Annotated in this window: 25 protein-coding genes; 12 read left to right on the top strand and 13 right to left on the bottom strand. The window is 64.7% G+C overall.

Annotated features, from left to right (window positions below; translation table 11 throughout):
* Positions 1-885: a branched-chain amino acid ABC transporter permease gene (locus QGV55_RS05820; RefSeq protein ID WP_281017797.1), complete on the bottom strand. Its 885-nt coding sequence runs from the start codon at positions 883-885 to the stop codon at positions 1-3.
* Positions 886-1,066: 181 nt separating this feature from the next.
* On the opposite strand from QGV55_RS05820, the gene QGV55_RS05815 reads away from it, so the two are divergent.
* Genes QGV55_RS05815 through QGV55_RS05795 form a run of 5 tightly spaced genes read left to right on the top strand, consistent with a single transcriptional unit; the run spans position 1,067 to position 5,451 of the window.
* Positions 1,067-1,963, top strand: coding sequence for an MBL fold metallo-hydrolase (locus QGV55_RS05815; protein WP_281017798.1), 897 nt, complete (start codon positions 1,067-1,069; stop codon positions 1,961-1,963).
* Positions 1,964-1,974: 11 nt separating this feature from the next.
* Positions 1,975-3,021: a hypothetical protein gene (locus QGV55_RS05810; protein ID WP_281017799.1), complete on the top strand. Its 1,047-nt coding sequence runs from the start codon at positions 1,975-1,977 to the stop codon at positions 3,019-3,021.
* Complete coding sequence (locus tag QGV55_RS05805) at positions 3,018-3,794, top strand: alpha/beta fold hydrolase (protein ID WP_281017800.1); 777 nt, start codon at positions 3,018-3,020, stop codon at positions 3,792-3,794. Before QGV55_RS05810 ends, QGV55_RS05805 begins: the two co-directional genes overlap by 4 nt.
* On the top strand, positions 3,791-5,014 hold the full coding sequence (locus QGV55_RS05800; protein WP_281017801.1) for an acyl-CoA dehydrogenase family protein: 1,224 nt from the start codon (positions 3,791-3,793) through the stop codon (positions 5,012-5,014). Before QGV55_RS05805 ends, QGV55_RS05800 begins: the two co-directional genes overlap by 4 nt.
* Positions 5,014-5,451, top strand: coding sequence for a DUF3429 domain-containing protein (locus QGV55_RS05795; protein WP_281017802.1), 438 nt, complete (start codon positions 5,014-5,016; stop codon positions 5,449-5,451). Before QGV55_RS05800 ends, QGV55_RS05795 begins: the two co-directional genes overlap by 1 nt.
* A gap of 10 nt (positions 5,452-5,461) precedes the next feature.
* Here the strand turns inward: QGV55_RS05795 and QGV55_RS05790 are convergent, their stop codons facing one another.
* From QGV55_RS05790 to QGV55_RS05780, 3 genes are all read right to left on the bottom strand, one after another.
* Complete coding sequence (locus tag QGV55_RS05790) at positions 5,462-6,940, bottom strand: M81 family metallopeptidase (RefSeq protein ID WP_281017803.1); 1,479 nt, start codon at positions 6,938-6,940, stop codon at positions 5,462-5,464.
* A 104-nt stretch (positions 6,941-7,044) separates the two neighbouring features.
* Positions 7,045-7,767, bottom strand: coding sequence for a Bax inhibitor-1/YccA family protein (locus QGV55_RS05785; protein ID WP_281017804.1), 723 nt, complete (start codon positions 7,765-7,767; stop codon positions 7,045-7,047).
* Between the two features lie 233 nt (positions 7,768-8,000).
* Positions 8,001-9,593, bottom strand: coding sequence for a trimethylamine methyltransferase family protein (locus tag QGV55_RS05780; RefSeq protein WP_281017805.1), 1,593 nt, complete (start codon positions 9,591-9,593; stop codon positions 8,001-8,003).
* Between the two features lie 263 nt (positions 9,594-9,856).
* Here QGV55_RS05780 and QGV55_RS05775 point away from each other — a divergent pair, with 263 nt between their 5' ends.
* Together QGV55_RS05775 and QGV55_RS05770 are read left to right on the top strand one after the other, a co-directional pair.
* The gene (locus QGV55_RS05775; RefSeq protein ID WP_281017806.1) at positions 9,857-10,564 is read left to right on the top strand and encodes a B12-binding domain-containing protein; all 708 of its coding nucleotides are present in this window, start codon (positions 9,857-9,859) and stop codon (positions 10,562-10,564) included.
* A gap of 163 nt (positions 10,565-10,727) precedes the next feature.
* Positions 10,728-11,381 (top strand): DUF1638 domain-containing protein, encoded by a 654-nt coding sequence (locus tag QGV55_RS05770; RefSeq protein ID WP_281017807.1) that lies wholly within the window; start codon positions 10,728-10,730, stop codon positions 11,379-11,381.
* Here QGV55_RS05770 and QGV55_RS05765 read toward each other — a convergent pair.
* Together QGV55_RS05765 and QGV55_RS05760 are read right to left on the bottom strand one after the other, a co-directional pair.
* Complete coding sequence (locus QGV55_RS05765; protein ID WP_281017808.1) at positions 11,365-12,273, bottom strand: alpha/beta hydrolase; 909 nt, start codon at positions 12,271-12,273, stop codon at positions 11,365-11,367. The genes QGV55_RS05770 and QGV55_RS05765 overlap by 17 nt on opposite strands.
* Before the next feature lie 4 nt (positions 12,274-12,277).
* Complete coding sequence (locus QGV55_RS05760; RefSeq protein WP_281017809.1) at positions 12,278-13,537, bottom strand: LLM class flavin-dependent oxidoreductase; 1,260 nt, start codon at positions 13,535-13,537, stop codon at positions 12,278-12,280.
* Positions 13,538-13,617: 80 nt separating this feature from the next.
* Between QGV55_RS05760 and QGV55_RS05755 the strand changes: the two genes are divergently transcribed.
* Positions 13,618-14,325, top strand: coding sequence for a haloacid dehalogenase type II (locus tag QGV55_RS05755; protein WP_281017810.1), 708 nt, complete (start codon positions 13,618-13,620; stop codon positions 14,323-14,325).
* A gap of 128 nt (positions 14,326-14,453) precedes the next feature.
* On the opposite strand, the gene QGV55_RS05750 is transcribed toward QGV55_RS05755, so the two are convergent.
* Positions 14,454-15,053 carry a PAS domain-containing protein gene (locus tag QGV55_RS05750; protein ID WP_281017811.1) on the bottom strand — a complete coding sequence of 200 codons (600 nt, stop codon included), beginning with the start codon at positions 15,051-15,053 and terminating at the stop codon, positions 14,454-14,456.
* A gap of 268 nt (positions 15,054-15,321) precedes the next feature.
* Here QGV55_RS05750 and QGV55_RS05745 point away from each other — a divergent pair, with 268 nt between their 5' ends.
* Positions 15,322-15,561: a hypothetical protein gene (locus QGV55_RS05745; protein ID WP_281017812.1), complete on the top strand. Its 240-nt coding sequence runs from the start codon at positions 15,322-15,324 to the stop codon at positions 15,559-15,561.
* Between the two features lie 215 nt (positions 15,562-15,776).
* Positions 15,777-16,268 (top strand): glycine zipper 2TM domain-containing protein, encoded by a 492-nt coding sequence (locus QGV55_RS05740; RefSeq protein WP_281017813.1) that lies wholly within the window; start codon positions 15,777-15,779, stop codon positions 16,266-16,268.
* A gap of 19 nt (positions 16,269-16,287) precedes the next feature.
* Here the strand turns inward: QGV55_RS05740 and cofD are convergent, their stop codons facing one another.
* The 6 genes from cofD to QGV55_RS05710 form a co-directional block, all read right to left on the bottom strand.
* Positions 16,288-17,229 carry a 2-phospho-L-lactate transferase gene (gene cofD / locus QGV55_RS05735; RefSeq protein ID WP_281017814.1) on the bottom strand — a complete coding sequence of 314 codons (942 nt, stop codon included), beginning with the start codon at positions 17,227-17,229 and terminating at the stop codon, positions 16,288-16,290.
* The gene (gene cofE, locus QGV55_RS05730; protein WP_281017815.1) at positions 17,226-17,993 is read right to left on the bottom strand and encodes a coenzyme F420-0:L-glutamate ligase; all 768 of its coding nucleotides are present in this window, start codon (positions 17,991-17,993) and stop codon (positions 17,226-17,228) included. Before cofE ends, cofD begins: the two co-directional genes overlap by 4 nt.
* A gap of 28 nt (positions 17,994-18,021) precedes the next feature.
* Positions 18,022-18,696, bottom strand: coding sequence for an NADPH-dependent F420 reductase (gene npdG / locus QGV55_RS05725; RefSeq protein WP_281017816.1), 675 nt, complete (start codon positions 18,694-18,696; stop codon positions 18,022-18,024).
* 58 nt (positions 18,697-18,754) lie between these two features.
* Positions 18,755-19,855, bottom strand: coding sequence for a TIGR03032 family protein (locus tag QGV55_RS05720; RefSeq protein ID WP_281017817.1), 1,101 nt, complete (start codon positions 19,853-19,855; stop codon positions 18,755-18,757).
* 114 nt (positions 19,856-19,969) lie between these two features.
* Positions 19,970-22,354, bottom strand: a complete 2,385-nt coding sequence (locus QGV55_RS05715) for a DUF2309 domain-containing protein (protein WP_281017818.1) — start codon at positions 22,352-22,354, stop codon at positions 19,970-19,972.
* A 16-nt stretch (positions 22,355-22,370) separates the two neighbouring features.
* A complete protein-coding gene (locus QGV55_RS05710; protein ID WP_281017819.1) occupies positions 22,371-23,936 on the bottom strand; it encodes a proton-conducting transporter membrane subunit in 1,566 nt (521 codons plus the stop codon).
* 98 nt (positions 23,937-24,034) lie between these two features.
* Here QGV55_RS05710 and QGV55_RS05705 point away from each other — a divergent pair, with 98 nt between their 5' ends.
* Both QGV55_RS05705 and QGV55_RS05700 read left to right on the top strand, forming a co-directional pair.
* The gene (locus QGV55_RS05705) at positions 24,035-24,916 is read left to right on the top strand and encodes a LysR family transcriptional regulator (RefSeq protein WP_281017820.1); all 882 of its coding nucleotides are present in this window, start codon (positions 24,035-24,037) and stop codon (positions 24,914-24,916) included.
* Between the two features lie 113 nt (positions 24,917-25,029).
* Positions 25,030-25,590 carry a hypothetical protein gene (locus QGV55_RS05700; RefSeq protein WP_281017821.1) on the top strand — a complete coding sequence of 187 codons (561 nt, stop codon included), beginning with the start codon at positions 25,030-25,032 and terminating at the stop codon, positions 25,588-25,590.

Below are 25,590 nucleotides of genomic sequence, written 5' to 3'. Positions count from 1 at the left end.
TCAGACCTTCTTCCTGCCCATCTGGGAGAAAATGCCTTCCGGCCGGACAACCATCACCGCCAGAAGCACGGAGAAGACCATGATGTCCTTGTAGCCGGGGGCGAGCAGATAATCGGAGAACTGCTCCACCAGCCCGATGATGATACCGCCCACCAGCGCACCGGGAATGGAGCCGAAACCACCCACGACCGCACCGGCGAAGGCCTTGATCGCGATGAAGCCGATGGACGGGTCCATGACGTTCGCGATCGGCATCATCATGACACCGGTAATGGCAGCGACACCGGCGGAGATGCCCCAGATCAGCGAGAAGATCAGAGCCACCGGAATGCCCATGTAGTAGGCCGCAAGCTGGTTCTGGGACGCGGCCTGCATGGCCACACCGATGCGTGTGCGCTGGAAGAACATGTAGAGGCCGGCGCAGAGCACCAGCGTCCCCACCACCGCCGCCAGCTTGCCCGCATCCAGCGTCATCGCCGCCACCTGCACGGCCTTGCCGGTGAAGGGGGTCAGGAACGCGATCTGTTCGACATTGAAGGCATAGGGCATGACGAACCGCAGCACATAGCCGATGCCGATGGTTGCCATGACGATGGAAAACTGTGGTTGGCCGATCAGACGGCGGATCACGACCACATCCAGCAGGAAGCCGAAGATGATCATGAGCACGACTGTGAGCAGGAAGCCGAGCCAGAAGTTGAGCCCGAAACCGGCAATCAGTCCGAAGGCGATGAACGCGCCGACCATCATCAGGTCGCCCTGCGCGAAGTTCACCATCTCCGTTGCCTTGTAGATCAGCACGAAACCAAGCGCGATCAGGCCGTAGATACAGCCGAGCGCCAGTCCGTTGACGAACAACGAAATATAAATCTGGACGGAATCCACGTCCCCGTATCCTCCCCTGAACCGCACATGGCGGCATTGCCAACCTTCAGAGCCACCGGTCCTGTCCCGAACCTTGTGTCGCCCCAATTCGATTACGCGGGTTTCGCCACGTAACGGCTCGGGTAGGATAGGGGCGGTTTGACGGCTGTCAATTCGTCAACGACAGGGGGAGGACACAAACTTGGCCTATGCAATACCGTTCGTCCGGGAACTGGACTTCGAATACGGGGAGCTTGCGGAGCTGAGCCCGCTGGTCCGCAGGGTGATCTGCAACAATCCGGGCGGGTTCACATTCCATGGCACCGGCACCTACATCATCGGACGCGGCAAGGTTGCCATCGTCGATGCCGGGCCACTGGACGAGCGACATGTGGAGGCCGTGCTGCGCGCGGTGGAGGGGGAAACGGTGACACATCAGCTGATCACCCATACCCACATCGACCACAGCCCGGCCGCGCGGCTGGTCAAGGACGCGACCGGGGCGCAGACCTGGGGCTACGGCCCGCACGGCGGCGATCGCGGCGGCCCGAAGGTGGAAGAAGGCGGCGACCATGACTTCGCGCCGGATCACGTGATTCGGGATGGCGACGTCATTGAAGGTGACGGCTGGTCGGTGGAGGCGGTCCACACGCCGGGCCATACCTCGAATCACATCTGCTTCGGACTGCGGGAGGAGAAGGCGCTGTTCACCGGCGATCACGTCATGGGCTGGTCCACGACCGTGGTCTCGCCGCCGGACGGCAACATGACCGACTACTTCAACTCCCTCGACAAGCTGCTGGAGCGCGATGACCAGCGCTATTACCCGACCCACGGCGCGCCCATCGAGAACGTGCACGACTTCGTGCGGGCCTACCGGGCGCACCGGCAGTTGCGCGAAAGCCAGATCCTGGACCTGCTGAAGGGCGGTCCCAGGACCATTCCGGCAATGGTCGCCACCATGTACGCCGATGTGCCGAAGAACCTGCATCCGGCCGCAGCCCGGTCGGTGCTGGCGCATCTGATCCACATGGTTCACGACGGTCGGGTGGCGGTGGACGGCACAGCCGACGCCCAGGCCACCTACCGCGTCGCCTGAGGAGAGAAGCCATGCTGCGTGAACGCATCGAAGCCAGGTGGATCGACGCCTTTGCCGAGACCTTCCGCCTCTGCGAGGTGAAGCCGGGCGAGGTCTGCGCCATCCTCTCCGAGAGCCAGAGCCGGAAGGTGAATGTGGATCTGGCGGAACTGGCGCTGCAGCGGATGGGGGCGGAGGTCTTTCATGTCGTCCTGCCCTCCCCCCGCCAGACGGCCCCGGCCCCGGTACGCTCGACCGGTGCATCGGATGCGATTCGCGGGCTGGAACCGGTCATCGGCGCGCTGGGCGCTTCCGGTTTCGTCGCCGACTGCACGGTGGAGGGGCTGCTGCATGCACGGGAGCTGCCGGCGATCCTGAAGGGCGGCGCACGGGTTCTCATGGTTTCCAACGAACATCCGGAACTGCTGGAACGCCTGACACCGACACCGGAACTGGAAGCCAAGGTGAAGACCGGCATCAGGATGCTGCGTGACGCGAAGCAGATGCGCGTGACCTCGGCTGCCGGCACGGACCTGACAGTCGATGTGGAGAAGGCGCCGGCAGGCGGTGGCTGGGGCTTCAGCAAGCGCGCGGGCACCATCACCCACTGGCCCGGCGGCCTGTGCCTCTGCTTCCCCGCACCTGGCTGCGTCAACGGCACCATCGTCATGAACACCGGCGACGTGAACCTGACGTTCAAGCGCTACATCGACCGCCCGATCCGCCTGACGATCGAGAACGACTACATCACCGACATCTCCGGCGATGGCGTCGATGCCGCCCTGTTCGACAGCTACATCGCGGCCTGGGGCGACCGGGAGGCCTATGCCGTCAGCCATGTGGGATGGGGCATGAACCCCGCGGCCCGCTGGGACTCCCTGACCGCCTATGACCGCAGCCAGGTCAATGGCACGGAACTGCGCGCCTTCGCCGGGAACTTCCTCTATTCGACCGGCGCCAACGAGGTTGCGGGCCGCCACACGCTCGGCCACTTCGACCTGCCGATGCGGGGACATACCATCAGCCTGGACGGTACGGTGGTGGTGGAGAACGGCGTGCTGCAGGGTGAGCTTGCATGAGCACCGTTCCAACCTTCACGGATAGCGGGTCGGGACCGGCCATCATCTTCCTGCATGGCATCGGCGGCAATGCCGGGAACTGGCAGCCGCAGATCGACATCCTGTCCTCGCGCTACCGCTGCATTGCCTGGAACGCGCCGGGTTACGCCGATTCCCCGGCCCTGCCGGATATGACCTTTCCCGCGCTGGCCGACGCACTTGCGCGACTTATGGATCATCTAGGACTCGAAAGGGCGGTGATCTGCGGCCTGTCCATGGGGGGGTATGTGGCGCAGGAATTCCTTGCCCTGCATCCGGAAAGGGTGCGTGCCGCGATCCTGATGTGCACCAGCGCCGCCTTCGGCAAGCCGGGGGGCGATTTCCAGCAGAAGTTCCTCGCCGCGCGCCTGAAGCCGATGGATGAGGGCAAAACCCCCGCCGATATCGCGCCCGCGCTGGTGGCGGGCATGGTCGGCCCCAACGCCGGGCCGGAGGTTGGTCGGGCCCTGACGGAATCCATGAGCATGATCAGCCCCGAGACCTATCGCCAGGCGCTGAACTGCCTCGTCACCTTCGACCGGCGGGACGCGGTGAAGCAGATCGCCGTGCCGACCTGTCTGATTGCGGGGGAAGAGGATACGACAGCCCCTGCCACGGTCATGGAGCGCATGGCGGCGCGCATTCCGGGCAGCCGCTTCCACGTCATCGGCGGTGCGGGCCACATCGCGAATCTGGAAGCACCGGAGGAGACCTGCCGCCTGATCAGCGGTTTCATGGAGGGACTTCCGACATGAGCATGTGGGCCGACTTCGATCTTACCGACCGGCAGCGTGAACTGGTCGGGCTTGCCACGGAACTTGGTCCGACCTTCGCCTCGCGGGCACCGGAGATCGACCGCGATGCCCGCTTCCCGCACGAGAATTATGCCGACATGCGCGACGCCGGGCTGCTGGCGCTCTGCATCCCCAGCCAGTACGGCGGCCTGGGGGCCGACTACCGGACCTATTTCCTTGTCGCATCCGAGATCGGTCGCCACTGCGGTGCGACCGCGCTGACGCTGAACATGCATTCCTGCTCCATGCTCTGGTCCGGGCCTCTGGCCGACGACCTGCCGATGACGGACGAAGAGCGGCGCGGACATCAGGAGCGCCGGGCCGCGCTGTATGATCTGGTGCTGCATGAGAAGGCGATCTTCGCCCAGCCCTTTTCCGAGCCCCATACCCAGGCGGCGACCGGCAAGGCCCCCTTCGGCACCACGGCGCGGAAGGTCGACGGCGGCTATGTCGTCACGGGAAAGAAACATTTCGCCTCCCTCGCCGGGGCCGCGACGCATTACTCGGTGCTCTGCACTGAGGAACGCGAGGGCAGCGACCTCGACCCGAAGGACACCATCATGCTCGCCGTGCCGGGCGATGCGGAAGGGTTCTCGGTCGTCGGCGAATGGGACACGCTCGGCATGCGCGGCACGGTCTCGAAGAGCCTGGACATCGACGGGGTCTTCGTGCCCGACGCGCATCAGATCATGCCGCGCGGTGTCTACTACAAGGCCGCGATCCAGTGGCCGCACATGTTCCTGACCCTGACCCCGGCCTACATGGGCATCGCCCAGGCCGCCTATGACTTCGTGGTGGCCTTCCTGCGGGGCGAGGTGGAGGGGGCGAAGGGCGTGAAACGTGGCAGCCCGATCAAGCAGTTCGCGGTAGCGGAGATCCGCATCAAGCTGGAGCAGATGCGCGCGCTGTTCCTGGAGGCCGCGACGGATGCCCGCTTCAACCCGTCGAAGGACGCCCGGATGCGGGCCTATGTCGCCAACTACACCATCATGGAGACGGTGAACGACATCTGTCGTCTGGCGATCCGCACCTGTGGCGGCACCTCCATCATGAAGAGGTTCCCGCTGGAGCGGCTCTATCGCGACAGCCGCTGCGGCGCGCTGATGCTGCCCTGGTCGGCGGAAGCCTGCCTGGAGCGGCTGGGCCGGGAATGCCTGTACGAGCGCGGCGAGAGCGACTGATGGCAGGCATTCCGCCACTGCCGCTGCTGCTGTCGGTCCTCGGCCTGATTCCCTTCGTCGGCGGCGTGGTGGCCATCGAGTTCGCGGAGGGCGGCTGGAAGGGCTGGGCGATCTATTCCCTGCCCGTCTATGGCGCGATCATCCTGTCGTTCCTGGGCGGCACCACCTGGGGCTTCGCCCTGGCCGATACACAGCAGCGGCGGGTGTCCCTGCGCCTGATCATCGCCATGGCACCGAGCATCGCCGCCTGGCTGATCCTGTTCCAGCCCCCGGTCAACCGGATGCTGTCGCTCGCCGCCTGCCTGGTGATCTGGGCGGCGGTCGATCACCTGATGGTGCGCCACGACCTGCTGCCCCGCTGGTACCCGAAACTGCGCTGGCCGATCACCCTGATCGCCGCCGCGTCGCTGGTCGTCGGATCGCAGCAGATCGGATAGGCCGACCGCTTCAGCGTTCGTTGATCAGGTCCAGCGGGTAGACCGGCCTGCGGACGTTCTCGTAGTTCAGCAGGCTGTTGTCGGAAGTGGTGACCCCCACGCCGTCCAGCGTCAGGGTCGCCTTGGCAAGCGGCGCGAATCCGGCGCGATAGTGAATGCGGGATTTCAGCAGCAGATAGCGCTTGTGCAGCGGGTCGATGCCGACGGAGGTGAAGACGCCGGTATCCCACGGCTCGTGATGCTGTGACACGACCACGATCTGCATGCCGCCGGTCTCCAGCACCGCCGTCGGTCCCATGCGCACGGTGACACCCGTGTACATCGGCCCGCGACAGACCCATTCACCATCGGTCAGGGTGCGCACCTTGCCGGTCAGTTCCAGCGGCGCGCCCGCCCGGTCGATGGCGGGCATGTCGGTGCGCCCGCCCAGGGTCAGGGTGATGGTCGATCCGACACCCGCCGCCTGCATCCGTTTCACGGCCTCCGGATCACATACGGCGGCAACGGCCACATCCTGCAGCCCCTGACGCAGCACCTCCGCGATCACGGTCATCACGTCCTGTGTACCGCCAGAGCCCACATTGTCGGCGTGGTCGAGCAGGATCACCGGCCCGTCCGTCAGTTCCTTCGCCTCGCTTACCGCCTCTTCCAGTGGCCGATGCGGATAGATGAAGGCTTCGCGCTCGGCCCATGCGGCGGCCATGATCTCGTCGCGCACCTGTTCCGCCAGCGCCAGATCGTTGTCTGTCACGATGACGACCGAAGTCCCCGCGTCCGGCATGTCAGCCAGCGCGAAACCGCCGAAGACCGTCGCGGCCAGCACGCCGGGGCGCTGCTCCGCCGCCCGGGCCATGGCGATCAGGCTCTTCATCGGCTCATCGTCGGTGCCCTGCATCAGGGTCTGCGACAGCAGTGGCAGGTTGCCCCAGCGCATGACCGGCGTGACCTCTCCATCCAGCATCCGCAGCAGCACGTCACCGATCTGCTGCCCCATCTCATGCATGTCCACATGCGGGTAGGTCTTGTAGCCGATCAGGGCGTCGCAATTGTCGACCATGGCATCGGTCAGGTTGCAGTGCAGGTCGCAGGTGACCGCGATGGGCACGTCCGGGGCCACGGCACGGATGCGGCGCAGCAACTCCCCCTCCCCATCGAAGGTATGCTCCGCCACCATCGCACCGTGCAGGTCCAGCATCACGGCATCGCAGCCGTCCGCCACCGCATCAACGATTGCCCCGGCCATCAGCTCGTAGGCGTCCCGCTGCACCTTGCCCGACGGCATCGCCTCCGCCGCCACCGGGGTCACGATCTCCGCGCCACGCGCCCGCGCCAGGTCCAGATAGGCGGCAAACGGCATCCCGGTGCCGTCATAGGCCGCCAGCGCCTCGTCCCCCAGAAAGCTGCCCCAGCCGGTGAAGCGTGCCCAGTCGGTCACCACGGGCGAGAAGGTGTTGGTCTCGTGTTTCATCATGGCAATGACGATGCGCATGGGTGTTCCCCTCCCCCGGTTCGAATCCGTCGTGCATTCTACAAATGAAAAGGCCCGGTGGCGAACCACCGGGCCTTTCCCGATCAGACTGGCAGTCGCGAAGCCTATTCGCGGTCGCCCAGCAGATGCATCAGCATCATGAACAGGTTGACGAAGTTCAAGTACAGCGCCACCGCATCGAAGATCGCGGAGCGGACAGCCACATCGCCTTCCATCCGGTGCTGGATGTAGGTCGACTTGATCCGCTGCGTATCGAAGGCGGTCAGGCCCGCGAAGATCAGCACACCGACCATCGAAATGACCATCTGCATCATGGAGGATTCCATGAAGATGTTCACGACGGAGGCGATGATCAGGCCGATCAGGCCCATCATCAGGAAGCTGCCCATGCCGGACAGGTTCTTCTTGGTGGTATAGCCGAACAGGCTGAGACCGGCGAAGGAGGCTGCGGTGATCATGAACACGCGCACGACCGAAGCATCGGTATAGGCGATGAATATCGTCGACATCGAAACGCCGAACATCGCCACCATCAGCCAGTAGAGCGCCTGCATCACCGGGGTGCTGAGCTTGTTCTGGGCGAAGGACATCACCAGAAGGATGCCGATCGGAGCCAGCATGACGACGATGCCGAGGCCGGAGCCGAAGATCGCCTGCATCATCGACGGCGAACTGGACACCAGCAGCGCCACGACGCCACTGACGAGGAGCCCCGACGCCATGTAGTTGTAGACGCCGAGCATGTACTTGCGCAGGCCCTGGTCTAGTTCGGCGGCCTGAGCGCCACTGGCCGTTGCGCCATAGCGCTGGTCAGCATTGGTTGCCATTTTTGACAAACTCCCTGTGAGTTGAATTCGTACTGGGAATGATATTGGCCCATAGCCCCCGTGAATCAAGGAAAACCGGAACATCCATCGAACATGTGCGCAGTTTTGATAGTTTTTTTCTATCAACCGGGTGAACGGCTCTCCTGTCAGCCTGTCCTGAACCCGAACGCCTCGGCCAGGGCGCGGCTGTAATACCTGTCCCCCAGCGTCATCGCCGTCCGGTCACTGTCCTTTCAGGCAAAGGCGTCGGGCATCGAATCCTTCTTGCGGCGGATGAAGTCGTTCAGCGCCTCGTCGATCGAGGGATCCAGCGCCGGTGCCTCATAGGCGTCGAGCCACTTGCGGACCAGGTCACGGCCGCGGTCCTCCAGCCGACGCTCGCCCTCCGCCGCCCATTGCTCGTAGGAATTGTTGTCGGTCAGCGGCGACAGGTAGAATGCCGACTTGAAATTGGCCTGCGTATGGGCGCAGCCGAGGTAATGCGCGCCGGGACCAACCTCCCGGATCGCGTCCATGGCCTGCCCGTTCGGTGACAGGTCGATCCCGTCCGCGAAGCGCTGCATCATGGCAAGCTGGTCGCAGTCGAGCACGAACTTCTCGAACGAGGAGACCAGCCCGCCCTCCAGCCAGCCCGCGCTGTGCAGTGCGAAGTTGACACCGCCCATGACGGTCGGGATCAGCGTCGCCTGGCTTTCGTAGGCCGCCTGCGCATCCATCACCTTGGAACCGCAGAGTGCACCACCGGAACGGAAGGGCACCCCGATACGCCGCGCGAGCTGCGCCGCGCCGTAGAGGATCAGGGCCGGTTCCGGGGTCCCGAAGGTGGGCGCGCCGGACTGCATCGACATGGAGCTGGCAAAGCTGCCGAAGATCACCGGGGCACCGGGGCGGCAGAGCTGCGTGAAGGCCATGCCGGCCAGCGCCTCGGCCAGGGTCTGGGTCAGAACACCGGCCGGTGTCACAGGGGCCATCGCGCCGGACAGGATGAACGGCGTCACGATGCAGGCCTGATTGGCGCGGGCGTAGGTCTTCAGCGCCCCCAGCATTGTGTCGTCGAAGACCATCGGCGAGTTGGCGTTGATCAGCGACACCAGCACGCAGTTCTGGTCGACGAAATCGGCGCCGAACAGCATCTGCGCCATTTCCACCGTGTCCGCCGCCCGGTCCGGGTGGGTGACGGAGCCCATGAAGGCCTTGTCGGAATAGCGGATGTGGCTGTAGATCATGTCCAGGTGACGCTTGTTCACCGGCACGTCCACCGGCTCGCAGACTGTCCCGCCGGAGTGATGCATCGACGGCGCCATGTAGGCCAGCTTCACGATGGTCCGGAAATCCTCAATGGTCGCGTAGCGCCGCTTGCCGTCCAGATCGCGCACGAACGGCGGCCCATAGACCGGGGCGAAGACCGTGTTGTTGCCACCGATCTCCACATTGCGCTCGCTGTTGCGGGCATGCTGGGTGAAGGTCGCCGGAGCCGTCTCGATCAGCTTGCGGCAGAGACCGCGTGGAAACCGCACCCGCTCTCCGTCCACATCGGCACCGGCATCGCGCCACATCTGCAGCGCCTCCGGGTCGTCGCGGAATTCGATGCCGATCTCCTCCAGCACCGTCTCGGCATTGTATTCGATCAGTTCCAGCCCCTCGTCGGTCAGAACCTCGAACGGCTTCAGCTTGCGCGTGATGAAGCGCTGCTTCTCCATGCCACCGCCACGACGGCCCTCGCGCCGGTTCTCGGCGCCGCCACCACGTCGACCGCGCCTGCGCCCCGTGCTCTCAGCGCCATCGGCCGTAACGGCTGCGTCGTCGTTGCTGCTGTCAGTTGCCATGGCCGAAAACCCCCCGATTCAAGGAAACAGACTGAATGGGCCACCCCATCCGTTCATCCTGAGTATAGACAGCGCGCACGGGTGGCTTGCCAGTTCGCGTCACTGCGCCGCCGCGCCGGGAACAGCCACGATCGTTCGGTGCGTGACCCGCGTCGCAAAGAACGACGCATCCTGTCGTAATCGACACACCGGATCAGGCGCGGCTTCGCCATATTGACCAACAGCTTGACCCATATCGTGGTTGCGTGCGGAGAACTGTTGCCATGGCCGATGAAGACGATGATGTCGTCCTGTCCGAACTGGACGATGCCGAGCTCGTCCAGCAGATGCATGACGACCTCTACGACGGTCTGAAGGAAGAGATCGAGGAAGCCGTCAACATCCTGCTGGAGCGTGGGTGGGCCCCGTACGACATTCTCACCCAGGCGCTGGTGGAGGGGATGCGGATCGTCGGCATCGACTTCCGTGACGGCATCCTGTTCGTGCCGGAGGTGCTGCTGTCCGCCAATGCCATGAAGGCCGGCATGTTCATCCTGCGCCCGCTGCTGGTGGAAACCGGCGCGCCGAAGGTCGGCAAGATGGTGATCGGCACCGTGAAGGGCGACATCCACGACATCGGCAAGAATCTGGTCGGCATGATGATGGAAGGCGCCGGCTTCGAGGTCATCGATCTGGGCATCAACAACCCGGTCGAGAACTATCTCGACGCGCTGGAGGAGCACAAGCCCGAGATCCTGGGCATGTCCGCCCTGCTGACCACCACCATGCCCTACATGAAGGTCGTGGTGGACACGATGAAGGAAAAGGGCATTCGCGACGACTATATCGTCATGGTCGGCGGTGCCCCGCTGAACGAGGAGTTCGCGGAAGCTGTCGGCGCGGACGCCTATTGCCGCGACGCGGCTGTCACGGTCGAGACGGCGAAGGAACTGATTGCCCGTCGCCACAACCAGCTCTCGTCCGGCAACTGAGACATCGGGCACGCCTGCCATCCCTGACCGGGGCCGGAAAGGCATGACCTGAACAGGAAACTGCAACAGACAGGGGCCGGTTGGGTCCCTGCGCGGAAGCGGTGACGCAATCATCGCACGACAGGGTTTGACTTCCATTTCTCATGAACCGGAAAGCAAGACCATGGCAGACACCACTCGCCCTCCCCGATCAGCACGACCGCGGTGCGGCCCTGATCTGAGCGAACAGGCACAGGACAGGACCCTGATCATCGCCTGTGGCGCGCTTGCGCGCGAGATCGGCTCCATCATCGGGCGCAACGGCCTGTCGCATCTGGCGCTGCGCTGCCTGCCTGCCACCCTGCACAACACGCCGGAGAAGATCCCGGAGGCCGTGCGCGAAGCCGTGCGTGCCGCGCGCGGGAACTATGGCCGCGTTGTCGTCGGCTATGCCGACTGCGGCACCGGCGGCCTGCTGGACAAGGTCTGCGCGGAGGAAGGTGTCGAGCGCATCCCGGGACCGCACTGCTACGCGTTCTATTCCGGCAACAGGGCCTTCGAGGCTGCCGGTGACGACGACATGACCAGTTTCTACCTCACCGACTTCCTGGTCCGGCAGTTCGATACGCTGGTCATCCGGTCCCTCGGCCTCGACCGCCATCCGGAACTGCGGGACATGTACTTCGGCAACTACGAGAAGGTGATCTATCTGGCCCAGACGCAGAGCGCGGAACTGGACCGTGCAGCCGAACTGGCGGCGGAGAAGCTCGGCCTGGCCTATGAGCGTCGTCAGGTCGGTCTGGGCGACCTGGAGCAGTTCATCACCGAGGTGAACTGAGCGCCCTGGCGTCGAGAATGGCCCGGGCAAATTCCTCCGGGGCTTCCTGCGGCACATTGTGACCGATGTTGGCTAGGATCCTGTGTTCATGCGGCCCGGTGAACCTGCGCGCATGGTGGGCGGTGCCTCCCGTGCCCAGCACCCCGTCACTGTCGCCGTCGATGGTGATGGACGGGACGGTGATGTCCGGCTGCTCCGCCAGCCGTCGCTCGATCTCCGCCACCGCCGGATCGCCCGCGACGAGACCGTAGCGGTGACGGTAGGAATGGATGACGACCTCAACGAAGTCCGGATTGTCGAAATGCGCCGCCGTGGCGTCGAAGGTCGCCTGGTCAAAGGCCCACTTCGGCGACCACAGCCGCCACAGCAGGTGGCATATGTCCCGACGGTTCCGGGTCAGCCCGGCCCGCCCCCGCTCCGAATGGAAGTAGTACTGGTACCAGTAGGCGTACTCATCCACGGCGGCTGCCGGCTCCATGCTGCGCGCGATGTTCTGGATGTTGTAGCCATTCACGGAAACCAGCGCCGACACCCGCTCCGGCCAGAGTGCCGCCACCACGCAGCCGGCCCGTCCACCCCAGTCGTAGCCACCAAGTACGGCCTGTCCGATCTCCAGGGCGTCCATCAGTGCCCGCAGATCCGCGCCGAGTGCCGCCTGCTCGCCTGACCTGGGCGTGTCCGGGTCACGGGACCGCGTCGGACCATATCCACGCAGGAACGGCACGATCACCCGCGCGCCCTCCGCCGCGAGCAGCGGCGTCACATCGCCATAGCTCTCCGGGCCATAGGGAAACCCGTGCGAGAGGATGACCGGCCAGCCATCAGCCGGGCCGGTCTCCACAAAGGCAATCTCCAGCGATCCCGCCCTGACGGACGACAGCTTCGTCTCCACGACCTCAGGCGGCCGCGCCGCGGTTGACCTGAACCGACTTGACCGATGCCTTGACGACCGGAATCTCGTCGTCGCTGAGTTCCGGCATCCGCTTCTTCCGTGCCAGGGCCGCTTCGATGTACGGCGCGAGTTCCTTTGCCTTTGCCGCTTCCTTCTCGGCCTGCCTGGCCTTGAACTCGGGCAGGACCTCATCAGCAAACAGGTTCAATGAAGCGCAGATCTGCTCATGCGTGTTGCGGCCCGCCTGCTGCAGCAGGATGATCTGATCGACACCAGCGGCCTCAAAATTCCGGATATGGTCACGGAAGTCATCGGGCGTGCCGATACCGGGCGCATGCAGCAACCGGGCGGCATCATTCTCGCCCGCCGCGGCGGCAACCATCTCGTCTTCACGCACCTTGCGCTGGGCCTGGAAATCCTCCCAGATCGTCGTGCGTCCCGGCTTCACGTCCTCGGCCACGAGCTGGCGCATGGCAAAGCCGAAGAACTCGAACCCTTCCTGCCCCTGCCGGATCGCGGTTTCGCGGTCATGATGCAGCGAGAAGGCCGAGACCATGGCGATATTGGCGTTGACCGCATGACCGATGGGGACACATTCCTCCGACTTGATGATGTCGTAGTAGATCTTTGACCAGCTCTGCGCCTCCTCCGGGTCGAGGAAGCTGAAGGCCAGGGCGCCGACACCCAGTTGTGCCGCCACGCGGATCGTGTCGCGGTTGGTGCAGGCCATCCACATGGGCGGATGCGGCTTCTGCAGCGGCTTCGGCACCACGTTGCGGCAGGGTACCGAGAAGTTCTCGCTCTCGTAGCCGGGATAGGGGTTCATCACCATCATGTTGGCAACCTGCTCGGCCGCCTCCAGCGCCATGTTGCGCTTCTCCTTCGCCGGGATGCCGAAGCCATGCAGTTCCAGGCGTGTCGCGCCTTCGCCGATGCCGAACTGTGCCCGCCCGTTGGACACCAGGTCCAGCGTCGCGATCCCCTCCGCCGTGCGGGCAGGGTGATTGTAGTTGGGAATGACCTGGCGAATGCCGTGACCGATCCGGATGTTCTGCGTCCGCCCTGCCGCAGCCGCCAGAAACACCTCCGGCGAGGCGCAATGGCTGTATTCCTCCAGGAAATGATGCTCGACGGCCCACGCGTAATCGATCCCCAGACGATCAGCCAGCTCTACCTGTTCCAGCGCGTTCTGGAACAGTCTGTGCTCGTCCCCCTCGTTCCAGGGCTTTGGCAGTTGCAGTTCGTAAAAGACGCCGAATTGCATGATAGTCTCTCCCCAACATTCATGATTTACCCAAGGGTAGCAGAACACACCCACGGGTCAAAGACGCCGGAGATACTGACATGTCACATCCCAGGGCCCTTCTGTTCGACGTATTCGGCACGGTCGTGGACTGGCGCAGTTCTGTGGCGCGCGAGATCGAGCGCATTGGCGAGCAGAAGGGATTTTCGGTCAACGGTCATGACTTCGCGCTCGCCTGGCGGAAACTCTACCAGCCGGCCATGGCGCGGATCAGACAGGGCAACCGGGGCTTCGTGCCGCTCGACATCCTGCATATGGAGAACCTGCGCGACGTGCTGGTGGAATTCTCCATTGATTGCCTGTCAGAGGCCGAGATCGACGACCTGAACCGCGTCTGGCACCGCCTGGACGCCTGGGGGGACTCCGCAGGTGGCCTGAACCGCCTGAAGTCACGCCACATCGTGGCCACCTGCTCCAACGGCAATATCGCGCTGATGGTCAACATGGCCCGGCGCGCGGGCCTGAACTGGGACGTGATCCTCGGCGGTGAAGTGGCGCAGGCCTACAAGCCGGATGCCGAAGCCTACCTGCGCTCCGCCGCCTTCCTGGGCCTGAAGCCGGAGGAATGCTGCATGGTCGCAGCCCACAATGAGGATCTGGCCGCCGCCCGCTCCTTCGGCCTGCAGACAGCCTATGTCGAGCGGCGCAACGAGTTTGTCACCAGCGGCGGCAAGCCACGCCCCCCCAGCCAGGACTGGGAATGGGTCGCCAGTGACTTCATCGATCTGGCTGAGAAGATGGGCTGCTAGGTCGTTCCGTCGCCTGGTTCAGGGCGACCGACGGAAATGCTGAGGAAATCCGGTTCGCGGTGTCGTCCGGTCCGGGTCTCGTGACCTGCGTGTTGCTGCTTTGGGTCCGCGCGGTTGCCGGTCACAAGTCAACTGTCCGCATCCTGGCCTCCGGCGACTTCCGGCGCGGTCAGGCGCCGGAAATCCGGCAGTCCTGCACCGATGTCGAAGTGGACCTCATTCTCTATCTCGAGCGTCATCAGCATGTCCTCCTCCGGGTCGCGGTAGCCTTCCTCGTGAATCGTGTTCGACTGGTAATAGATCAGCCGCACTGCACCGGAATTGTCCCGCATCGGCAGACCGATGGACTCGTTGAGTATCTGCTTGCCCGCTGATGTCCGCGCGCGCAGGTGTGCCAGGATTCCGCAAGGCTGCTCGCACATCACGAACAGGGAGCGGGAGGCATTCTCCTTGCGCCAGTCCTCGACGAAATCGAGATAGTTGGTTCCCGTGATCTCGGTTCCATATTGTTCGCGGACACCGGTTCCGGCCAGGTGCACCCTGATGAAGTCCGGAGAGATCAGTTCGTGGATCACATAGGTGGAAAGGATCGGTCCCTGCGTGCAGGGATCGAAATCCTGACGCGTCGGCACCAGCCCCTGCCGGGGCAGGCTGAACCAGTAATTCGCGAATGCCAGGCTGCGCCTGTCGCGAATGTCCAGTGTCGACAGAATGTCAGCGGAATCCATGAGACGCGCCTTGTCTGCGGGACCGTCGGAAGCCGGGCCAACTGCGGGACCAGCGTCCGTCATGGTAACAGGCAAATGCAGTGCGAACACGCCCGGGATGTTTCCGGTGGGAGATTCTTGTTACTTCCGCGTGCCGTCGCGACTATGATGTCATGTCAGCTAGAAATGTCAGTATCCTGATCCAGCGTGTTTCCGAGGCTCGGTTCCCCAGACGGGGGGCTTCTTCGTTTCCATACTGAGTTCACGACCAGTCACTGGAGAAGCACCTATGCAGCGTTCGACCCCCAGCAAGGCCGAAGAGAAACTCGCGCTGGAAGAGCGCAAGGCGCGGCAGATGATCAAGGACAAGGAAACTGCACGCGTTGCGCGCAATGCCAAGGTCGAGAAGCTGAAGGCATTGCGGATCGCCAAGGAAGCCGAAGAGCTGAAGGCGAAGGAAGCCGAGGCAGCGGCGGCCCCTGCCCCGCGCAAGCGCAAGGCCCCGGCAAAGAAGAAGACCGCAGGCTGACCCCTGCCCCGGCGGAGACCGTGCGGCCTGCTGTGACCAGACTGTGACCGCCCTTGAATCGACACAATCTCGACCGACATAGCGCCTGCTATGGTTGTCGGAGTTGATTGGCGAAATCCGGTCGGCTGCTGCACCATTGCAGGATCGGGTGACTGGCTCCGGCCCGTCGCGCAGCTTGCCCGTCAGGGTTCCCATTCGAAGGGGTAGTTTTCGTCATGAATGTCATTCGCGTCACCACTGCTGGTCTGCTGATGCTGGTTCTGGCCGCATGCAGTGGCATCCACTCGAACGAGACCTACAAGCGCGGCGAACTTGGCCGCGCCGCCTCCATCGAGAAGGGCACGATCGTCAGCGTCCGCAGTGTTGACGTCGAGGGTACGCGATCAGGCGCCGGTACGGTCGGTGGTGCGGTTGCCGGTGGTGCCATCGGCTCCCAGATCGGCGGCAGCGGCGTCGTTCGTGTCGCCAGCGCGGTAGGCGGCGCCATCATCGGTGCAGTTGCCGGTTCCGTGGCCGAGGAGGGCATTACGTCCGGCACCGCGACGGAGTTCATCATCCGCAAGGAGAACGGCGACACCTTCGTGATCGTGCAGAACGATGGCGAGGAGATGAAGGCCGGGCAGCCTGTGCTGATCATCTATTCCGACAAGACCCGCATCGTGCCTGACCAGGGTCAGGAAATCACGACAGCCAAACCGGCGTCCTGACACCGGTTGGCGCTGGCTCTCATCCCAGCGCCAGCACCCGCCGGGCCAGCGCGATCCGGTCATCGATGGAGCGCATGACTGTCGGCGTGACCGGCGCCTGGATCCCCAGGGCGGTCACGGACCCGACCGAACCTGCGTCAGCCGTATCCAGCACCAGATGGCTGACGATGTCCCGGTAGCGTCCGGCGACCGCAACAACGCTGGGGTCGGTCCCCAGTTCCCGGAACATCTTGGCCGTCGGTCCCTTGATGGCGTCTCCGCCGACAATGGGTGAAACGGCCACGACCGGGGTTCCCCCGTCACGCAAGGTCCGCAAACGGTCCCGCAGGCCGCTCAGATACAGGATCGGGTCGATGGAAATGAACGGGTTCGATGGCCCGATGATGACCATCGCCGGGTTCTCCAGCGCAGCGGCAACCTCGGCGGTCGGTGCCTGCGGCGCGCCACCGTGCAGGGTGAAACCGGTCACGGCGGGTGCTGCGCGCAGACGCACGAAGTAGTCCTGGAACGCCACGGGGCCATCGGCTGTTTCGATGATGGTCGGTGCGACCGTATCGGTCATGGGCAGGATGCGCGGCCCGATCCCGAGCGCCCCGGCCAGTGCTGCCGTGACTTCGGTCAGCCCTTCTCCGGCCCGCATGCGCCGCGTGCGCTCCACATGCATGGCGAGATCCCGGTCGCCGAGGAAGAACCAGTCCGGTCCCCCCAGTTCACGCATCGCGGTCATGAAGCCGTCGCTCTCGTCCTGCCGTCCCCAGCCCTGCGCCAGGTTGGCGCGGTCGGACAGGGTATAGACCAGCGTGTCGATGTCCGGGCAGATGCGCAGGCCCAGATGGTCGAAGTCATCGCCCGTATTGGCGATGATCGCCAGGTCCTCGGGCGGCAGCACCCTGGCCAGTCCCAGCGCCAGTTTGGCCCCGCCGACGCCGCCGGACAGATAGGTGATGCCGCTGCCGTTCATCGAAACAGATCCATCAGCGGGTGCCGCACCAGCTCATCCGCCGTACCGTGACGACCGGCAAGCTGCATGCCGCGCATGATCACGACAGGCACGCCCTCCGCGCCCTGCCCCATGACCAGGGAGGCGGCGGCGGCGACCTCGTCCGCGATACCCAGTTCGCTGGCCTGCAGTTCCCGCCCGTCCCGGTCGATCTGCCCCCGCAGATCCTGCATCGCGGGCACCCCGGCCACGCCGATGGCGATACCGGCACTTCCGACCCGCCAGGCCCGACCGGGACTGTCATTGACAACCACGCCAAGTTCACATGCGGCAAGCCGCTGCAGGTCCGCGCGCAGCCGCTGCGCGCTGCCGTCCGGGTCCACCGGCAGCAGCAACAGCCGCTCCCGCCCCTGTCGGTCGCGCGGCACATTGGAGGCATCGATACCCGCATTGGCCAGCACATGCCCGAGCCTGTGGCGGACGATCAGCACGCCGGGGCGATGGCGCACGACCTCAGACGCCTCGGACAGCACCACCTCCACCTGGCGCGGATCCTTGGCACACTGGGCGGCGATACGTATGGCACGGTCGGAGGGTCGGACCTCATCCAGCACGACATAGCGATCCTCCGCCTTGGATATCACCTTCTGCGCCACCGCGACGATGTCACCATCCCGCAGTCCGTCAGTCGAGGCGTTGGCGGCATCGTGGATCATCGCTGCCAGATCAGCCCCGGGCAGAACCTCCGGCAGTCCCTCCAGCCCGATCAGCTCAAGTCGCCGCATCGCGGGTCGATTCCTGGTCCGGGTCCGCTCAGTCCATGTCCGGCAGATTGGTGATGCGGATACCGGCACCGGGACTCTTGTAGCGCTTGTTCATGAAGATCAGCACGGATGTCAGCGCCTCGGCCACCGCCGCATTGTCGATGGGACCGACATGAAATCCACGCATGCCGCAGGCTTCCACCAGTTCGACCACCTGCTCCCGCGCCGCGACGACATTGCCCGCCACCAGCACATCACAGTCCGGATCATGCTCCAGATCCGCCAGATGATCGGCGGCAACGTTCTGGAAGGCGGAAACGACCTGCACGTCCGGTCCCAGGAAGTCCTGCGCGGCCTTGCCGGCGGAACCTTCGGGCGGCATCTGGACGCGGCTGACCTTCGGCGGCACCAGGGGCACGGTGACATCGACGACGATCTTGCCCTGCACCGCGTCCTTCACCGATTCCAGCGTCGATCGGTGGTTGGAGAAGGGGACGGTCATGACCACGATCTGCCCGGCCGCCGCGGCGGCGACATTGTCCATGCCCTGCACGCCCGAGCCAGGAAAGCGTTCGTTGAGCGCGCCGGCCGAGGTTTCCGCCTTGTCGGCGGTACGGCTGCCGATGATCACCGGATACCCGGCCCGCACCCAGCGGAGCGCCAGGCCGCCGCCAAGGTCGCCGGTGCCGCCGAGAACGGCGATCGAAGGTTTGCTGTCAGTCATTGTGTCGTCCTGTGATCCGGTCGTTGAAATTCAGAAGCGCCGCCCTGGGGCCGGCTGTTCAGCCGTCCCATTCCGTGTCATCGACAGTCAGGATACGGCGAATCTCGTCGCTGACGAAGCCGATGGCCATGGGCCGCTTGACGCCGGGCAGGACGGTCACGTCGTAGAGTTCCTCCACCACGCCGTCGATGCGCAGCCAGTGGACCACGTCCCCGGTGCGCAGGTCGATGACATAGATCGCGCAGCGCGGCTCCGCGTCAGCCTGCGTCAGCTTCTCGTCCAGCGGCAGACCGCTGAAGGTGCGGTTCTCGCGCGGCTTCGACAGGCCCAGCACGGCGTAGTCGCCAATCATCGTCAGGCCGCGCAGGAAACCGGGGCAGAAGGCCACGGGCACGAACTTGCCGGTATCCATGTCGATATGGCCGAACTCTCCGGTGCCGGCATTCGACAGCCACAGCTTGCCCTGATGCCAGCGCGGGCTGTGCGGCATCGACAGCCCATCGGCAATGATCTCGTTGCTGTCCACATCCATGACAATGCCACCGTCCGTGCGCCGGTCGCGCCAGCCGTCGGACACGTCGGAGCGGCTGACCGCGGTGACGAAGCCCGGCTTGCCGTCGCGCATGGCAAGACCATTCAGGTGGCAGCGATCCTCCGCCGCCAGCTTCGACAGGAACGGCGGCTTCCAGATCGGCTTGAAGGAGAACCTCTCGCTGGGCTCCGCGATGCAGCCGAACAGGGTGGCGATGAAGTTGACGTTGCCCTCCGCCGTCACAACGATGTCGTGGGTGTCGATGTCGCCGGTGGTATAGCCGATCTGGGGCACATAGACCCGGTCATAGCCCTGGTGCATCTGACCGTCGGGCAGGATGTTCTCGAACCGCCAGAGCTGGTAGAGCGAGCTCATCCAGATCGTCTGGCCATCCGCCCACATGCCCATGCAGCGGTTGAACGTCCGCTCGAACACCGACAGGCGGCCATCGTCACGCCGACCGACCAGGAACATCTTCCCCGCCTGATAGGTCGAGAAGCCCAGGCTCACGTTCGTCTCGCGCAGCCAGTCGCCAAACTGCCGCGACGGCGTCAGCACCAGTTTCTCACCATCTCCCGCAGCCGGAGACCCCTCCGCCGCGACCGCCGCCTCGTCTGTATCGCTCATGATCCGTCCTGCATGATCCAGCCTGCTGAGGCTGTAGCACACGGCGATGCGGGGTGGAACGGTCCAGCATCGTGACCAATGCGACAGCGCACGCGAATAGGGCCCCCATGCAGGTCACGCCGCCAGACGTGTCACGCCTTCCTCCATCCATGAAAGTCCGGACCTGTAGCGTGCATCGATGATGCCGTCCCGCAGTATGAAGAGGTGCAGCCATCCATTGTCGAACAGGTTCCGCACCTCCGGGTGCCGTTCCAGGATGGCAAGGATTGCCTCACGCGGGGCCTCGATCATCACTGTCAGGCGAAGCGGTTCATGCGTCAGCTTCTCCCCGTCATGCACCGACTGCCAAGGCAGTCCGGGACGCAGGCGACCGCTGTTCCCCTCGATCACGCCGATACCACCGACGACGTTGTGAATCAGCTTGTTGCCGCCGCCGAACACCTCCGGCGCAACCGATGAGCCGTAGTACTGGAGGCTGATCCAGCTCGCGACAACCACTGGCGCGGTCAGGATGAGTTCCAGCGTCGCAAACCCTTCATCAGCCTGCCAATCGTAGGTGTGCAGGAACGCCCGGCCGGCAAGGTCCCGGCTGGCCGTCACGCTGCGCGGTGCCGCAACGAAGGCCGCGCATCCGGCCAGACCCCACTCCGGGCGCACCTCCGCCCAGTTGCAGGCCCGCGCGGCAATCGTGTCGGCGGTGGCCCCGGGCAGCCTGGCCGCCCGCTCTGCCCGCGCAACGCGCCCGGCCTGCACCATCCATTCCCGGACCCGGCCCAGGTCTTCCCTGCGGCCAGCCGCGATTCCATCATCATGGATCGTGATCTCGTCGGTCGTGGTGTTGTGCAGACCGGCGACGAACAGGGTGTCCTCGGGAACGGAAATACCGCGCTCCTCCAGACCTGCGCGCGCCTCCGGGTCATTCAGCAACGTCGCGAGCAGCCGCGCCGACACCTCGCCGGTATAGCCGCCGCAGGCGCCGCAATGGTACGCACTGGCGTGAGGATTGTTGGTCACCTGCGCGCCGTGCCCCAGCAGCAGGACGACCTTCCCGTGATTTTCCGTCATGCTCATGGCCTTGAGCACTGTGGCGGCCGTGTCGGCCTTCTGTGCTGCCGTCATCCCGCCAACGACCTGCGGCGCAGGCTCTGCAGGCGCCGTGCCGCCCCCCTTCCCGAGCGCGTCCTTCACCAGCTTTGCCGCATAGAGCGGCCCCACGGACTCGACGAATGCGAAGGAAGACACGGCGGCCTGCCGGAACCGGCCCCAGGCCCGGCTGGTGCGGGCAGCGATCCGAACGCTTTGCTCATCCGCCGGATCGGTGTGGGAGGTGGTTTCCACCGTGGGGTTCAGCAGTACCGGCAGATGCGATTCCACCACGTCGGAGCCATGGGCCCGGTGCGCCAGCGGCAGCCCGAAGAAGCCCGCGAAACCGATGGTCTCGATCTCCCGATCCAGCCCCTCGAGGGCACGGCGAAACACCTCCGAGCGGACATCGATGCAGAAGGCCGTCTGCAGGAACGGACGCCCCGCTGTGGCCACCGCACCGTCGAGTGCCCGGGCCAGTGTGCGCTGATGCGCGCGGTCGGCGGCATCCTGCAGGATCGCCTGGATCACGTGATCCCCGGTCGGCGTGACAGGGGCATCATGCGCGGCCACGGTCAGCGCCCACGCATCACCGATCTCCGGCACATGGGCCAGCAGGGCCTCCTCCCAGATCAGCCGGATCGCCAGAATGTCAGCCAGTGTGCGGTCACTCTCTCCGGCAAGCTCCGCCTTCCACAGCAGCCAGCGCGCATGCTGCGACCAGCCACCGACATCGATCAGCAGCCGGTGAAAGACCGTCTCGCAAGCCTTCCCGGTCAGACCAAGGGCATCGGCGGCGTGCAGGATCGCCCGCTCCGACGTGTCGGGCGCGCGAGTGACAAGCGCGCAGAAGCCATCAAGGCCCGCGATCTCCGGCGTCAGGTCATGGACCGCCCATGCGCGCCAGGCGGCATAGGCGTCCGATCCCGGTGCCGGGGTCCAGAGGGCCTGTCCCTGATCAAAATGACCTGCCGCCCAGTGTCCGAAGGTCTTCTCGATGACCGACGGCCAGTCGATGCCGGTTGCCTGGGCCGCCAGATCCGCCACGGTCGGAAACACCTCCGGATCCGGATCAGCGTCCGGTTTCATCGCTGCTTCCTTGAGCACAACCAGATCGGAAGGCTTCAGGGCTGACGGAGACGCCTCCAACGCGTCGTAAAGGTCCTGATCGGTGATCCGCCCTTCGCTGATCGCAGCGGCATATGCGCTGCGGGCCTGGGAAACCCGGACACCCGCAACCCGCTCCAGCCGCGCCGAAGTGGTGGCCAGATCCTCCCCCGTCTGTCCGATGAACGGATTGACCGCGACCGTGGCTTCGAGCGGGAATGCGGGCGGGATCGCACGCACGGCGGCTTCGGCGGACTTCAGGATTTCATCCATCTGCCCGGAGGCAGTCTGGGAATGCGCTTTGAACATCTTGATCTCCATCATCTCAGTTGGTCCTGCCGACGCGGAAACCGCCGATTGCGCGGTCCAGCAGGGCATTCAGGTAGAGGCCGTTCGCCAGGTGGACCCGCAGTCCCGCAGTCGCCGGGTGATGCGCCCACAGGGGGAACAGGGCCTGGGCAAAGGCAACCAGTCCGAAGGACAGCACCGCCAGGACGACAAGGCCCCATTCAAGCGGACCGGGAACCGGCGCCGCAGGCAGGTGTGCGCCCCAGATGGCGTCCGCCGTGGCCTGGAAGGTGAAGTAGGCGAACGCCGCCGCGAGGGATGCGAGCACGGTGCGCTTGGTGAGGGCGGCGGGCGCGAGATCGGCCAGTCCCTGCGCCACCAGATAGGCGACACCGAAGATCAGTATCCCGCCGAGAGCGAGCGCCTGGGCGGTCTTCGGCCCGGTGACCGCCATGAACAGGCCCGCGATGATGCCATAGAGAACGATGGCCAGGCCGAACGACCGGAGCACGGCACCGAGGCGGGGCACGGCCACCGGCCCGGGCCGGCGGAGGCTCGCGACCGCACCGACTGCCTGACCCGAGGACAGGAAGGCATGGGCCTTGTAGAGGGAGTGGGCCACGATGTGCAGCAGTGCCAGCGCCCACAACCCGAGCCCGCACTGGAGCAGCATGAACCCCATCTGCGAGACCGTGGACCAGGCCAGCGCGGTCTTCACGGCGCTCTGGGTCAGCATCACGGTGGCACCGAACAAGGCGGTGAACCCGCCGATCATCACCAGCGCGGCCATGGCACCGGAACTGAGCTGCACCAGGTCAGCGACCGTGATCAGCAGGACACCGCCGGAATTGATGATGCCCGCGTGCAGAAGGGCCGAGACCGGTGTCGGGGCCTCCATGACCTCCGTGAGCCAGCCGTGGACCGGAAAGGCTGCTGTCTTCAGAATGGCCGCCAGGACAATCAGGGCAATCGGCAGCATCATCGCCAGGGTCAGACCTTCAGCCGTTGCAGCGGCAGCGAGATCCCCCAGGTTCGCGGTTCCATGGATGGCGAACAGCATCGCCCCGGCGACCAGAAGCGTCAGATCGCCCGCGTGCCAGACAAGGGCAAACTTGGTCGCCGCCCGCCGCCCCTCGGGACGATCCGCGTAGAAGAGAAGAAGCCGCCTCAGGCTCAGTCCGACGCAGGCCGTGGAGAGGATGAGGACGTCGAGGCTGCCCGACTGGACGAAGATGAGAACGGAGGCGAGCGTCACCAGCATCAGGCCGTGGAACGCGCCCTCCCGCTGCTCCCCATCCAGATAGGTGCGGCTGTAGCGCATCACCACCCATCCGATGAACGCAACCAGCAGCGTCATGGTCACGCTGAGCAGATCCGCACGGAGGCCGAGCAGGCCGGTCTCTGCCAGAACGGCGAACGCCGAAGGACCCGATACGATGAACTGCACCATGCCGCCCATCGCCAGACCAAGCGCCAGCAGCGCGGCAGCCTCGGATAGGAACGTCAGTCGCCCGGGCCGACGGCCAGGACGGGCCAGCGCAAGGGCAGCAACCAGCAGAAGGGCCAGCGGTGCGAGAAACGACAGGGACACGGCAGACGTCATGGGTGTTCTCCGGCAAATTCGACTGGCGGAGAACTAGCGGTCACCGATCATAAATAATATTTCATATATTCGCTTCATTCATTCTATATTATCGAATTATGGCATCGCTCAACCTTCACCATCTGCGCCTCTTTCGCGCCGTGGCCCGCGACGGGACCCTGACCGGTGCCGCCCGCATTCTCAATATCTCGCAGTCGGCGGTCTCCACCCAGATCAAGGCCCTGGAGACTGCACTCGGCCATGACTTGTTCGAACGGCGTGGCAGGAACCTTGTCCTCACCGAAGCCGGGCGCATCGCGCTGGACTACGCGGAGGAGATCTTCCGTGCCGCCGAGGAACTGACCGTATCCCTCGCGTCGTCCGGCAGACGGCGTCAGGCCTTGCGGATAGGCGCGCTGGCCACCCTGTCCCGCAATTTCCAGATGGCGTTCCTCGAACCGATCATCGGTCGCGAGGACGTGGAGATCATGCTGCGATCCGGTTCGCAGGAAACCCTGCTGCGCGGGCTTGAGGCCCTGTCACTGGATATCGTGCTGACGAATCTTGTCCCCGCACGGGACAAGCTCAGCCCCTACCTTGTGCAGCGCCTCGATGAGCAGCCGGTTAGCCTGGTCGGAACGCCGGCACGCCTGGCGTCGGGGCCGGAGACAGTCGCCGAGATCCTGGCTGGCAAGCCACTGATCCTGCCGACACCCGAATCCTCGCTGCGTGCCGGATTCGATGCCATGGTCGAACGTCTCGGCATCATGCCCAGAATAGCGGCGGAGGCGGACGACATGGCCATGCTGCGCCTTCTCGCCAGTGCCGACGCCGGGATCGCGGTGATCCCGCCGATCGTCGTTCAGGACGAACTGGCCACCGGCAGACTGGTCGAAATCGCCCGACTGGAGGAGATCACCGAAGTCTTCTGCGCCGTCACGATCCGAAGGAAATTCCCCAACCCGCTGCTGGAGGAACTGCTGTCACCCGCCAGCCCGTAGAGGCTGCGTTCCCGAACGGACCTCTTGCCAATTCATTGCCTGATACTCGACGGGAATGGCAACATGGCCGAAGCGCACTCACGGTTCCCTAGATATTTTAGGCAGGTCAGGAATTGAGCTGGCGTATTGCAGATATTGGCGGCGATCCTGAAGTGATCCGGAATCTTTCCGGGCGCTATTTCTATCGTTTGGCCAGAATCACCTGGTCACGGCCAACGGTTTGGAGACCGGAAAATGCGCGCCCACCGATTCCGCAGGAATGGGCCGAGCACGGGGGAATCTACTGTCTTCTCAGAGACCATCATGCCCAAAAGGCCCGCCGCAGGATTGCCTATGTTGGCAAGGCAATCTCCTTCAGGAAGCGGCTGACACGAAAACATCACATGTTCGAGCATCTGGTGAACAGGCAAGGTGACACCCTTGTCTCGCTTGGTCGCATCCACTTTGAACGCATCCAGCCAAGCCCCGGATACTACGAAGAGATCGAACAGATCGTTGCCTGGACGGTTTGGCATCACCTCGAAAATGGTGCGGGTCTGGAAACGGTTCCAGGCTTCCGCGGGCAGACGGGTCGACCATTTGCACCCTGGGTAATCATCAACGAAGGCTATCGCTTCAACGGGCAGATGCCTCGACGACTGGTCTATCCGGCAATCGGGTTCAGCGACGGATAG

Origin of the sequence: Minwuia sp. IMCC3009, assembly GCF_029909415.1 — a bacterium.
GTDB lineage: Bacteria > Pseudomonadota > Alphaproteobacteria > Minwuiales > Minwuiaceae > Minwuia.
This window is presented reverse-complemented; position numbering and strand designations above follow the sequence as displayed.